Origin of the sequence: Corallococcus sp. 4LFB (genome assembly GCF_046520365.1) — a bacterium.
Classification (GTDB): domain Bacteria; phylum Myxococcota; class Myxococcia; order Myxococcales; family Myxococcaceae; genus Corallococcus; species Corallococcus caeni.
Window position 1 is genome coordinate 1 of the sequence record NZ_JBKGHJ010000210.1, and the last position, 13,959, is coordinate 13,959.

Below are 13,959 nucleotides of genomic sequence, written 5' to 3' on the forward strand. Positions count from 1 at the left end.
CAGACGCTGGCGCGCGCGCAGGACGCCACGCTGTTCATGGTGCTGCTGGCCGGCTTCCAGCATCTGCTCTCCCGCTGGAGCGGCCAGGAGGACATCGTCCTCGGTACCCCCGTGGCAGGCCGCACGGACCGGCGCACCGAAGGCCTCATCGGCTTCTTCGTCAACATGCTGGTGCTGCGCACCGACGTGTCCGGAGACCCGTCGTTGCGCCAGCTGCTGACCCGGGCCAAGGAGACGGCCCTGCAGGCCTACGCGCACCAGGACCTGCCCTTCGAGAAGCTCGTCGAGCAGCTCAACCCCGCGCGAGACCTCTCCCGCCCTCCCCTCTTCCAGGTGCAGTTCGCGCTGCAGAACTACCCCGAGGAGGGCTTGCGGCTGCCGGGCCTGCGATTGAGCCGGCTGGAGGACGGCGCTGTCGCGTCCCGTGCCTCCAAGCTGGACCTGTCCCTGTTCCTGATGGAAACCGCGGCAGGCCTCGATGCCGTGGTCGAGTACGCCAGCGACCTGTTCGAGGCCGGCACCATCGACCAGTTCGCCGGCCACTATCGCGCGCTGCTCGAAGCGGCGGCGGCCGAACCAGACCGGCCGCTGGCGGACATCCCGCTGCTGAGCGAGGCGCAGCGGCGCCGCATCCTGTTCGATTGGAACGCCACCGCGCGCGACCTTCCGCGAGCCGGCACGCTGGCGCAGCTGTTCGAGGACCAGGTGAGGCGCACGCCCGAGCGCGTGGCGCTCGTCTTCGAGAACAGCCACCTGACGTATGCCCAGCTCGATGCGCGCGCCAACCAACTGGCCCGCGTGCTGCGCGCGCACGGCGTCGGCCCGGACAGCCGGGTCGCGCTGTGCGTGGAGCGCGGCATCGAGATGGTGGTGGGACTGCTCGGCATCCTCAAGGCCGGCGGCGCCTATGTGCCACTGGACCCCGGCTACCCGGCGGAGCGGCTGGCCTTCATGCTGGCGGATTGCGGCACGAGGCTGGTGCTGACGCAGGCGAGCCTGCGCGACGCCTTGCCCGGGACCGCCATCCCCAGGCTCCTGCTGGATGCCGACTGGCCGCGCATCGCGGAGGAACCGGCCACGCCGGTAGCGTCCAGCGCCGGCCCGCCGCACCTGGCCTACGTCATCTACACCTCCGGCTCCACGGGCCGGCCCAAGGGCGTGGGCATCCCGCACGCAGGCATCGTCAACCGCCTGCAATGGATGCAGGAGGCCTACGGACTCGGCGCCGACGACCGCGTGCTGCAGAAGACGCCGTTCAGCTTCGACGTGTCCGTGTGGGAGTTCTTCTGGCCGCTGTCGTACGGCGCGCGGCTGGTGATGGCGCGGCCCGGCGGACACCAGGACGCGGCCTATCTGCGCGAGGTGATCGCGAGCGAGGCGATCACCACCCTGCATTTCGTGCCGCCGATGCTGGACGTGTTCCTGGGCCAGGCCCACGCCGCGCCCTGCGCCAGCCTGCGCCGCGTGGTCTGCAGCGGCCAGGCCCTGCCCAGGGAGCTTCAGGAGCGCTTCTTCCGGCTGCTGCCGGGCGTGGAGCTGCACAATCTCTACGGCCCCACCGAGGCCTCGGTGGACGTGACCTTCTGGGCCTGCCGGCCTGGATCGCCGCTGGCCCGCGTGCCCATCGGCTGGCCCATCGCCAACACGCAGTTGCACGTGCTGGACCGGCACCTGAACCCGGTGCCTCCGGGCGTGGCGGGCGAGCTCCACATCGCCGGCATCGGCCTGGCGCGCGGCTACGTCAACCGGCCGGAGCTGACCAGCGAGCGCTTCATCCCCAATCCCTTCGGCGCGCCCGGCAGCCGCATGTACCGTACCGGGGACCTGGCGCGGTACCTGCCCGACGGCAACCTCGACTACCTGGGACGCATCGACCACCAGGTGAAGGTGCGCGGCTTTCGCATCGAACTGGGCGAGATCGAGGCCGCGCTGGCCACCTGCCCGGGCGTGCGTGACGCGGTGGTGCTGGCGCGCGAGGACGCCCCCGGCGACCAGCGCCTGGTCGCCTACGTGCTGGCGCAACCGGGAGCACGGCCCGCGCCGGCGGAGTTGCGTGACGCGCTGGCGCGCCGCCTGCCGGAGTACATGGTGCCAGCGCACTACATGCCGCTGGAGGCCCTGCCGCTCAACGCCAACGGCAAGGTGGACCGCAAGGCCCTGCCGGCGCCCGATACCGGCGCGGTGTCGCGCCGTGCCTACGAGGCACCGCGCGGTGGGGTGGAGGAGAAGATCGCCGCTGTCTGGGCCCGGTTGCTGGGCATGGAGCGCATCGGCCGCGAGGACAACTTCTTCGCGCTGGGCGGCCATTCCCTGCTGGCGGTGCGCATGATCGACGCGCTACGCCGCGACGGGCTGGCGGTGGACGTGCACGGCATCTTCGCCTCGGCCACGCTCGCGCAACTGGCCGCGCAAGCGAACGCGGAAGTCAGCGGCGACAGCGTTCCGCCGAACCGCATCACGCCGGACAGCGAGGTCATCACGCCGCCGGTGCTGCCGCTGGTGTCCCTGTCACAAGGCGAGATTGACGCCATCGTGGCGCGCGTGCCGGGCGGGGCGGCCAACGTGCAGGACATCTATCCACTGGCGCCGCTCCAGGAAGGCTTCCTGTTCCATCACCTGATGGCGCGGCAGGGGGATGCCTATCTGCAGCAGGCCATGCTGGCCTCCGCGGAACGCAAGGAGCTGGACCGCTTTCTTGGCGCGCTCCAGGAGGTCGTGGACCGGCAGGACATCCTGCGCACGGCCATTGTGTGGGAAGGCTTGCGCGAACCGGTGCAGGTGGTGTGGCGGCGCGCGCGCCTCGCCGTGGACGAGCTGGAGCTGTCGGGCGCCGCGGGCGACATCGCCGACCAGATGCGTGCGCGGCACGATCCGCGGCACTACCGGCTGGACATCCGGCAGGCGCCGCTGCTGCGCTGCGCGGTCGCACACGATGCGGCGAACGGGCGCTGGCTGCTACAGGTGCTGTTCCACCATTTGATCGATGATGCCACCTCGCTGCGGCTGATGGTGGCGCAGGTCCAGCTCATCCTGGCGGGCCAGCGCGAGCGGCTGGCGGAGCCGGTGCCCTTTCGCAACTACGTGGCCCTTGCGCGGCGTGTGCCTCAGGCTGAACACGAGGCGTTCTTCAAGGCCATGCTGGGGGATGTGGAAGAGCCCACTGCGCCGTTCGGGCTCATCGACACGCAGGGCGAGGGTGTCGGCATTGCCGAAGCGCGGCGGATGCTGGAGCCGAACCTGGCGCAGCGCGTGCGGCGGCAGGCCCGGCTCGCAAGCGTCAGCGCCGCCAGCTTGATGCACCTGGCCTGGGCCCAGGTGCTGGCGCGCGGCTCGGGGCGAAGCGCCGACGTGGTGTTCGGCACGGTGCTGTTCGGACGCATGCAGGGCGGCGCGGGCACCGAGCAGGCCCTGGGTCCTTTCATCAACACGTTGCCGATACGCATCAGGCTCGGCAGCGAAGGCGTGCGAGAGCGCCTGCTGCTCGCGCACCACGGTCTCACCCGGTTGCTGGAGCATGAGCACGCCTCGCTGGCGCTGGCTCAGCGGTGCAGCGCGCTGCCGGCGAGGACGCCCCTGTTCACTGCGCTCATGAACTACCGGCACAACGGGGTCCAGGACGCCGCGGGCCCGTCTGGAGAAGACGGGCTGCGGGTCCAGGTGCTGGGAACCGAGGAGCGCAGCAACTATCCGTTGACCCTGGTGGTCGATGACTTCGGCGAAGACTTCGGCCTGACCGTGCAGGTGGCGGCAGGGGCCGTGACGCCGCAAAGCCTCTGCGAGTCCATGCAGGTGGCCGTACAGAGCCTGGTGGAGTTGCTGGAGGCCAGCCCGGAGACGCCGGTCCACCAGGTGGAGGTGCTGCCCGCGCGGGAGCGCCGGCGGCTCCTGGTGGAGTGGAACGCCACCGCCACCGAGTACCCGCGCGACTCCACCCTCCCCGAGGTCTTCTCCCGGGTGGTGGCCCTCCACGCGGACAGGGTGGCCGTGGAGTTCGGTGACGTGAAGCTCACCTACCGGCAGCTCGACGCGCGCGCCAACCAGCTCGCGCATCACCTGCGCGGCCTGGGCGTGTCCACGGACTCGCGCGTGGCCATGGCGCTGGAGCGCTCGGTGGAGCTCGTCGTCTCGCTGCTGGCCATCCTCAAGGCCAGCGGCGCCTACGTGCCGCTGGATACCGCCTACCCGCGTGAGCGGCTGGCCGCCATGGTGGAGGACTCGCGTCCGCGCGTGCTCATCACCACCCGCGCGCTGCGGGAGAAGCTCCCCGCCGAGGGTCTGGCCACCGTGGTCGTGGACGAGGTCTCCCTCCTGGGTGAGCCGGTGCACGCGCCGCCCCTGGCGGCCCTGCCCCAGAGCCTCGCGTACATCGACTTCACCTCGGGCAGCACGGGCCGCCCCAAGGGCGTGGGCACGCCCCAGGCCGCCGTGCTTCGCACCCTCTTCGGTGTCGACTACGCGCACCTGGGGCCGGACGAGACGTTCCTGCTCATCGCCCCCATCTCCTTTGACGCCTCCACCCTGGAGCTCTGGGGTCCGCTGCTGCATGGCGGCCGCCTCGTCGTCTTCCCGCCGCACCCGCCCTCCGACGTGCGGGAGCTGGAGTCGGTGCTGGTGAAGCACGGGGTGACGACGCTGCACCTGACCGCGGGCCTCTTCACCCAGGTGGTGGACCACCACCTTGGGGCCCTTCGCGGCGTGCGCCAGTTGCTCACCGGCGGCGACGTCGTCTCCGCCCCGCACGTCAAGCGGGTGCTGGAGGAGCTGCGCATCCCCGTCACCGCCTGCTACGGCCCCACCGAGACCACCCTCTTCGCCTCCTGTCACCGCATGACGGACGTGGCCCACATAGGGACTTCCGTCCCCATTGGCCGCCCCATCGGCAATACCCGGGTGTACGTGCTGGACGCCGCCGGCCAGCCCGTGCCCGCCGGTGTCACCGGAGAGCTGTTCATCAGTGGCGATGGCGTGGCCCGTGGCTACGTGGAGCAGCCCGCCCTCACCGCCGAGCGCTTCCTCCCCGACCCCTTCAGCACCGCTCCGGGCGCGCGCATGTACCGCACGGGCGACCTGGCCCGCTGGCGCGGGGACGGCGTGCTGGAGTTCCTCGGCCGCGCCGACGCCCAGGTGAAGGTGCGCGGCTTCCGTATCGAGCTGGCCGAAGTCGAGGCCTCCCTGCGTGCGCACGCGTCCGTGAAGGACGTGCTCGTGGTGGTGCGCGAGGACGTGCCCGGTGACAAGCGCCTGGTGGCCTACGTCGTGTCCGGCACTTCCACGCCAGACACCGCCGCGCTGCGGGCTCACCTGCGGCAGCACCTGCCGGAGTACATGGTCCCGGGGGCCTTCGTGGTGCTGCCCGCCCTGCCGCTGACGCCCACCGGCAAGGTGGACCGCAAGGCCCTGCCCGTGCCGGATGCCGCGCGGCCCGCGGCTCCCACCCGAGAGGAGGAGCCACCGGCCAATCCCGTGGAGCAGCGGCTGGCGGAGCTGTGGTGTGACGTCCTGCGCGTGCGCACCGTGGGCCGGCGGGACCACTTCTTCGAGCTGGGAGGCCACTCGCTGCTGGCCATGCAGTTGGTGGCGCGCATCCGTGCCGCCTTCGACGTGGAGCTCAGCGTGCGCACCCTCTTCGAGGCGCCCACCGTGGCCGCCCTCGCGGAGCGGCTCCAGGGCGCCAGCGCTGGCACCCGCATGCCCGCGCTGGTGCGGGCGCGCCGGGAGGGTCCGCTGCCGCTGTCCTTCGCGCAGCAGCGCCTGTGGTTCCTCGACCGGCTGGAGCCGGGGAGCCCCTTCTACAACATGCCCGCCGCGCTCTGGCTGGAGGGCACCCTGGACGTGGGCGCGCTGGAGCACGCGCTGACGGAGCTGGTGCGCCGGCATGAGGTGCTGCGCACCACCTTCCAGACGGAGGCCAGCGGTCCCGTCCAGGTCATCCATCCTCCCGCGCCGTTCCCCCTGCCGGTGGTGGAGCTGTCCGCGCTCCCTGAAGACACGCGCGAGGCCGAGGCCCGGCGGCTGGCCCACCAGGAGGCCCGGCGTCCCTTCGACCTGGAGCGGGGCCCGCTGCTGCGCGCCATGCTGCTGCGGGTCTCCGAGTCGCGGCACCTGCTGCTCCTCAACCTGCACCACATCGCCTCGGATGGCTGGTCCATGGGCGTGCTCGTGCGCGAGCTGGCGGCGCTCTACGCGGCCTTCCAGGAGGGCACACCGTCCCCGCTGCCCGAGCTGCCCGTGCAGTACGCGGACTACGCGGTGTGGCAGCGCGGCTGGCTGCGCGACGAGGCGCTGGAGGCGCAGCTGTCCTGGTGGCGCGAGCACCTCGCCGGCGCGGCTCCCATGCTGGAGCTGCCCACCGACTTCCCACGGCCCGCGGTGGCGAGCCTGCGGGGCGCCACCCACCGGCGCGTGCTGCCGCGCGAGCTGGCCGGGGCGCTCCATGCGCTGTGCCGCCGCGAGGGCACCACCCTGTTCATGGCCCTGCTGGCGGGCTTCCAGGGGGTGCTGTCGCGCTACTCGGGCCAGGAGGACTTCGTCGTCGGCACCGACATCGCCAACCGCAACCGCGCGGAGACCGAAGGCCTCATCGGCTTCTTCATCAACCAGCTCGCCCTGCGCGCGCGGGTGGGCGGCAACCCGTCCTTCCGCGAGCTGCTGGGCCGCGTCCGGGAGGCCACGCTCGGCGCGTACGCGCACCAGGACCTCCCCTTCGAGGAGCTGGTCAAGGCGCTCAACCCCCAGCGCGGCCAGGCAGGAGCCCCGCTGTTCCAGGTGAAGCTGGTGCTGCAGAACCAGCCCGCCACCGAGCTGACGGTGCCCGGCCTCACCCTGCGCGGTGAGTCCGTGGACTCGGGCACCTCCCGCCTGGACCTCACCCTGAGCATCTCGGAGACGGTGCGGGGCCTGGAGTGTGGCTGCGAGTACCGCACGGACCTCTTCGAGGCGGCCACCATCGACCGGCTGGTGCGGCACCTGGGCACGCTGCTCCAGGCCGCGGCGGCCTCGCCCGACCCCCCGCTGTCCGCGCTGCCCCTCATGGACGAGGCCGAGCAGCGCCAGGTGCTGATCGACTGGAACGCCACCTCGCGCGACTTCCCAAGTGAGCGCTGCGCGCACCAGCTCTTCGAGGCCCAGGTGGCTCGCACCCCGCACGCCACCGCCGTGCGCTTCGAGGGCACGGCGCTCACCTACGCGCAGCTCGACACCCGCGCCAACCAGCTCGCGCACCACCTCCGCGCGCTGGGCGTGCGGCCCGACGTCCTCGTGGCGCTCTGCGTGGAGCGCTCGCTGGAGACGGTGGTGGCCATCCTCGGCATCCTCAAGGCCGGCGGCGCCTGGGTGCCCCTGGACGCGAGCTACCCCGTGGAGCGGCTGACGTACATGCTGCGCGACTGCGCCGCCCCGGTGCTCGTCACCACCGAGGCGCTCGCGGATGAGCTGCCCTTCGGCGGCGGGCAGCTCGTGCTGCTGGACGTGGATGCACCCCTCATCGAGGCACGGCCGGGCACGGCGCCCGAGTGCCTCACCCACGCCGGCAACCTGGCCTACGTCATCTACACCTCGGGCAGCACGGGCCGGCCCAAGGGCACGCTGTTGCAGCACCAGGGGCTGTGCAACACGGCGCTCAACGCCGCGCGCGCGCAGGGCTTCCACTCCGGCAGCCGCGTCCTCCAGTACGCCGCCTTCGGCTTCGATGCGTCGGTGTTCGAAATCCTCGGCGCGCTGCTGGCTGGAGCCACGCTGGTGCTCGCGCCGCGCGAGCGGCTGATGCCCGGTGCGCCCCTGCAAGGGCTGCTGCGGGAGGAGGCCCTCACCGCCGTCACCCTGACGCCCTCGGTGCTGGCCCAGCTGACGCCGGAGGACTTCCCCGCCCTGGAGACGCTCGTCTCCGCGGGCGAGGCCTGCACGCCGGAGCTGGTGGCGCGCTGGGGCCCCCGTGTGCGGATGCTCAACGCCTACGGCCCCACGGAGGTCACCGTGTGCGCCACCGTCTCCCAGCCGCTGCGGCCCGGGGAGCGGCTCACCATCGGCCGGCCGTGGGCCAACGTGCGGGCGTACGTGCTGGACACGGCGCTGCGGCCGGTGCCTCCCGGAGTCCCTGGCGAGCTGTGCGTGGGCGGCGTGGGCGTGGCCCGGGGCTACCTGGGCCAGCCGGAGCTGACGGCGGAGCGGTTCGCTCCGGATCCATTCAGCCCCGAGCCCGGCGCCCGCCTGTACCGCACCGGGGACCGGGCGCGGTGGCTGGCGGACGGCACGTTGGAGTACCTCGGCCGTCTGGATGCGCAGGTGAAGCTGCGCGGCTTCCGGATCGAGCTGGGCGAGGTCGAGTTCGCGCTCCGCCAGCACCCGTCGGTGCGCGAGGCCGTGGCCACCGTGCGCGAGGACGCTCCCGGGGACAAGCGGCTGGTGGCCTACGTGGTGGCCGAAGAGGGCGACACGCTGGACGTGGCCGCGCTGCGCCAGGCCCTCAAGCAGCGACTGCCCGAGCACATGGTGCCCGCGGCCATCGCCATGCTCCCCGGCCTGCCCCTGACGCCCAACGGCAAGGTGGACCGCAAGGCCCTGCCCGCACCGCGGCGGGCCGAAGTGCCGGCCGCGGCCCTGCTGGCGCCCCGAGACGCACGGGAGCTGCAGCTGGTGGGGCTGTGGGAGTCGGTGCTGGGCGTGCAGCCGGTGGGCGTGCGCGGCAACTTCTTCGAGCTGGGAGGCCACTCGCTGCTGGCCGTGCAGCTGATGGCCGCGGTGGGGGAGGCGACGGGTCACCACCTGCCGCTGGCCGCGCTCTTCCAGGCGCCCACGGTGGAGCAGCTCGCCGCGCTGCTGCGCCGGGAGGAGCCGGAGGCCTTCTCGCCCGTGGTGCCCTTCGGAGTGCCAGCCACCGGTGACGCCAGGCCCTTCTTCTGCGTGCACCCGGTGGGAGGCAACGTGCTGTGCTACGCCGAGCTGGCCCGGCTGCTGGGGACGGAACAGCCCTTCTACGGGCTGCAGGCGCGAGGTGTGGATGACCGCAGCCAGCCGTTGGGCTCCATCGAAGAGATGGCCTCCGACTATGTGAAGGCCATCCGTTCGGTGCAGCCGTCCGGGCCCTACTCCCTGGGGGGCTGGTCCATGGGTGGCCTCATCGCCTACGAGATGGCGCGGCAACTGCGCGAGCGCGGCGAGCAGGTGGCCCTGCTGGCCCTCATCGACTCCTACGTCCCGACGGCAACGGTGGCGAAGGAGCCAGAGCCGGACCGGGTGGGGTTGGCGGCGATGTTCGCGAGAGACCTGTTGGGTGCGTCCCTGGCGGACCTGAGCATGGACCTGACGCCGCTGGCAGGCCTGGAGCCGGAGGCGATGCTGGAGCGGCTGCTGGAGCTGGCGGCGGGCGCGGGCATCCTGCCTCCAGGGAGGAGCACCGAGCACGTGAGGGCGCTCTTCCGGGTCTTCGAGTGCAACCTGCACGCCTCGCGGCGCTACACGGCTCCAACCAGCGAAGGCCGGACGGTGCTCTTCAAGGCAACGGACGGCGCGGACGGGTTGCCCGAGGACGGTGGCTGGACGGACCTGGTGGGCGACACCCTCGAGCGGCACCTGCTGCCCGGCGACCATTACAGCCTGCTGCGGGCTCCGGCGGTGCGCGAGCTGGCGGGGTGGCTCCGCGATGCGCTGAAGGCCTCGAGATAGCTCTGGCCGGTGGGAAGTGCACGAGCCGGGGCTCGAACCCGGACGACCCTTGCGAGTCAGCGGATTTTAAGTCCGCTGCGTCTGCCAGTTCCGCCACTCGTGCGATGGGAAGGAAAGATAGCAGACCCCGCAGCGCATGCGAGGCACCAGCGCAGGCCGCGCCCTCATCCTTGGGCCGCAAAATACGGTCGCCCGGCAACCGTGCTCGGTCCCCCAGAGAGGTGCCTCCCTGGCGGCCACCGAGGGGTAAGGTGCGCGCCGTGCGGCAGCGGACGCTCATCATCGACAACCACGACTCGTTCACGTTCAACCTCTTCCAGCTGCTGGCGGAGGTTGGTGGGACAGAGCCCCTCGTCGTGAAGAACGACGAGCACTCGTGGCGCGAGCTGCGCGAGCTCGCGTTCGACAACATCGTCCTCTCCCCCGGTCCCGGCCGTCCCGACCACCCGACGGACTTCGGCGTCTGCCGCGATGCGCTCCTCGAAGCGGACGTCCCCATCCTCGGCGTGTGCCTGGGCCATCAGGGCATGGGCCACGTCCACGGCGCACGGATTGAGCACGCACCGGAGGTCATGCACGGACGGCTGAGCCCCGTGCGCCACACGGGGACGGACCTCTTCCAGAGCCTGCCCCAGGACTTCCCGGTGGTGCGCTACCACTCCCTGTGCCTGGCCCGACCGCTGCCCGGCGAACTGGTGGAGACCGCCTGGACCCCCGATGGCGTCCTCATGGCCCTGCGCCACGCCTCCCTCCCCCGCTGGGGCGTCCAATTCCACCCGGAGTCCATCGCCACCGCCCACGGCCGCCAGCTCCTCGCCAACTTCGTGCGCCTGAGCCGCGAGCACCACCGTCCGAGCCCTGCGTTCTCCAAGAGCGCACCGCCTCCGAGACCCGCTCCTTCACCCGAAACCTTCCGGGTCCACCACCGGGAGCTGCGGCTCGACATCGATCCGGAGCAGGCCTTCGTCACGCTCTTCGGACGCAAGGACCCCGCCTTCTGGTTGGACAGCAGCCGCGTCGAAGCCGGCCTGTCACGCTTCTCCTTCATGGGAGACGCGACCGGCCCCCACAGCGCGGTCATCCAGTACCGGGTGAACCCACGCCGGCTCACCGTGAGCCGGCGTCAGGGAACCGAGGAGCACGCCACGGAGCTGTTCGAGTTCCTCCAGCAGGAACTGACGCGGCTGCGAACGCCCCCCACGGGCCTCCCCTTCGACTTCCAGGGCGGCTTCGTGGGCTCCCTCGGCTACGAGCTGAAGCACGACTGCGGCGCGAGCGCCCCGCATCCCTCACCGGATCCAGACGCCAGCCTCGTCCTGGCGGACCGGCTGTTGGCCTGGGACCACCTCGAGCGCACGGTGTGTCTCGTGGCGCTCGCCCCGGAGCATGAGGCGGCCCAGGTCCAGGCCTGGTTCGACGCCACCGAAGCCACCCTGCGCGCCCTGCCGGCGCTCGCCCCCCTCAAGCCGGGCCCAGGAGTCCCCTTCCCCGTCCGCCTCGCCAGGAAGCGAGAGACCTACCTGGCGGACATCCAGCACTGCCTGGAACAGCTTCACGAGGGCGAAACGTACGAGGTCTGCCTCACCAACAAGCTCCTCGCCCGGGCCCACGTCGACCCACTGGACCTCTACCGGAGCCTGCGTCGGTTGAACCCGGCGCCCTACGCCGCGTACCTCCGGATGGGCCCGCTGGGCATCGCCTGCTCCTCCCCCGAACGCTTCCTGCGCGTGGACGCCGAGCGCTGGGTCGAATCGAAGCCCATCAAGGGCACCCTGCGCCGCGGGGCCACCCCGGACGAGGACGAACGCCTGCGCCAGCAGCTGGGCGCCCAGGAGAAGGACCGGGCGGAGAACCTGATGATCGTGGACCTCGTGCGCAACGACCTCGGACGCGTGTGCGAGGTGGGCTCGGTCCACGTCCCCCGGCTCATGCACGTGGAGTCGTACGCCACGGTGCACCAGCTCGTGAGCACCATCCGGGGCCACCTGCGCGCAGGGCTCACCGCCGTGGACGCGGTGCGCGCCGCCTTCCCGGGAGGCTCCATGACGGGGCCCCCAAGGAGCGCACGATGGAGCTCATCGACCGGCTGGAGGGGGAGGCCCGGGGGGTGTACTCGGGCGCCATCGGGTACTTCTCCGTCACCGGCGCGGCGGACCTGAACGTCGTCATCCGAACGGCGGTGGTCCGCCCCGGCGAGGTGAGCATCGGCGCGGGCGGGGCCATCGTGGCGCTCTCGGACCCGGCGGCCGAGCTGGACGAGCTGCTCCTCAAGTCGCGCGTGGTCCTGAAGGCCCTGTGCACGGCGCTCGGGCGCCCGGACTGGCTGCCCGAGCCCGACAGCCAGGCGGAAGCGGCCCCCGGGCCCTGGACGGCGGCGTCGGGCTGAGCCCCGGGAGGGGTGGGAGGCCCTCCGGGACGGGGCTCCCGGGCCGGGCGGCGGCATTCCGGGTGGCAGGGAAAGCCCCTTGATTCCTCCACTGCTGGACGGCCGGGGCTTCCGTGACCGTCGCATCCGGCGGGACGCTGTTATAAAGCGCCCCCCATGCTTGAGACCGTCACCAAGGGCTTCCGGGCCGCCAAGAACCGCCTCGCCGGCAAGAGCGAACTCACCCCCGAGCTGGTGGACGAGTCGCTGCGAGACATCCGCGTCTCCCTGCTGGAGGCCGACGTCGCCTTCGACGTGGTGAAGAAGTTCGTCGCCCGCGTCCGGGAGAAGGCCGTGGGCGAAGTCGTGCAGACGTCCGTCACGGACGCGGGGGGCCAGAAGCGCAAGGTCGGCGCGATGGACCACTTCATCAAGATCTGCCACGACGAGCTGGAGGCCCTGATGGGCCCGGTGGACACGAGCCTCCACCTGAAGCCCAAGGGCCAGCTGTCCGGCATCATGATGGTGGGCCTCCAGGGCTCCGGTAAGACGACGACCACGGGCAAGCTCGCCAGCCGGCTCCTCGCGGAGGGGCGCAAGCCCCTGCTCGTGGCCGCGGACATCTACCGCCCGGCCGCCGTGGATCAGCTCAAGGTGCTGGGCGAGCGGCTGAAGGTCCCCGTCTACCACGAGCCCGGCGTGCAGCCGCCCGAGCTGGCGAAGCGGGGCTACGCGGCCGCGCGCGAGCAGAAGTGCGACGTGGTGCTCATCGACACGGCGGGCCGGCTCGCCATCGACGAGACGCTGATGACGGAGCTGGAGTCCATCAAGTCCAACGTGCAGCCGGACACCATCCTGCTCGTGTGCGACGCGATGATCGGCCAGGACTCGGTGCGCACGGCGGCCGAGTTCGACCGGCGCCTCACGCTGGACGGCTTCATCCTGACGAAGCTGGACGGTGACGCGCGCGGCGGCGCGGCGCTGTCCATCAAGGAAGTGACGGGCAAGCCCATCAAGTTCCTCGGCATGGGCGAGTCGATGGACAAGCTGGAGGAGTTCCGTCCGGAGGGCCTCGCGGGCCGCATCCTGGGCTTCGGCGACATCGTCGGCCTGATGAAGGACTTCGAGAAGGTCGTCGACGAGAAGAAGGCCGAGGACGACGCGCGCAAGCTGCTCTCCGGCCAGTTCTCGATGAAGGACTTCGTCGAGCAGATCCGCATGGTCCGCAAGATGGGCCCGCTGAAGGACCTGCTGGAGAAGTTCCCCCTCTTCGGCGACCTCACCGAGCACCTGAACCCGGACGAGAAGGAGCTCACGAAGATCGAGGCGATGTACGACTCGATGACGCAGAAGGAGCGCCTGCGTCCGGACATCATCAACGCCAGCCGCATCAACCGCATCTCGAAGGGCAGCGGTCGCAAGCCGGAGGAGGTGCGCGAGCTGCTGCAGAAGTTCGGGATGATGCAGCAGGTGATGGGCACCATCGGCCAGAACCCGGGCCTCTTGGGCCGCATCCCCGGCTTCAAGCAGCTGGGGCAGCTGGGCCAGATGAAGAACATGGACCTGGGCAGCATGTTCGGGAAGGACCCGAAGGCGCTGGAGAAGGCCATGTCCGCGATGGGCGGTGGCATGGGCGGCATGCCCATGCAGCTGCCGCAGATTGCCCCGGGCTACACCCCGCCCATGGGCCAGGCCGCGATGGCCAAGGCCCGCCTGATGGGCTACGCGCCCCCGTCCGTGAGCAAGCCGGACGACCGCGACGCCATCAAGGAGCGGCGCAAGAAGGAGAAGGAGAACAAGAAGAAGAACCGCAAGAAGAAGTAGCCCGCGGCCTTCGCAGTCCTCCCCTGCCCGCGCGTCCCCATCCGAAGCCCGGGGGCGGCGGGCAGCCGTGTTTCCGGAGCCCACCGGCCCGGACGCCTGTCCTTTTCCCC

Annotated in this window: 2 protein-coding genes, 1 tRNA gene and 1 pseudogene; 3 read left to right on the plus strand and 1 reads right to left on the minus strand. The window is 71.5% G+C overall.

All coding sequences use genetic code 11. The features are described from left to right. The first annotated feature begins 6 nt into the window (after positions 1-6). Positions 7-9,660, plus strand: coding sequence for an amino acid adenylation domain-containing protein (locus ACLEQD_RS22135; protein WP_410386483.1), 9,654 nt, complete (start codon positions 7-9; stop codon positions 9,658-9,660). A gap of 17 nt (positions 9,661-9,677) precedes the next feature. Here the strand turns inward: ACLEQD_RS22135 and ACLEQD_RS22140 are convergent. Further along, positions 9,678-9,763, minus strand: a tRNA-Leu gene (locus ACLEQD_RS22140). 1 nt (position 9,764) lies between these two features. Between ACLEQD_RS22140 and pabB the strand changes: the two are divergent. Continuing rightward, positions 9,765-12,046: pseudogene (pabB, locus tag ACLEQD_RS22145) on the plus strand (aminodeoxychorismate synthase component I). 156 nt (positions 12,047-12,202) lie between these two features. Then, on the plus strand, positions 12,203-13,849 hold the full coding sequence (gene ffh / locus ACLEQD_RS22150) for a signal recognition particle protein (protein ID WP_410386481.1): 1,647 nt from the start codon (positions 12,203-12,205) through the stop codon (positions 13,847-13,849). The last annotated feature ends 110 nt before the right edge of the window (positions 13,850-13,959 follow it).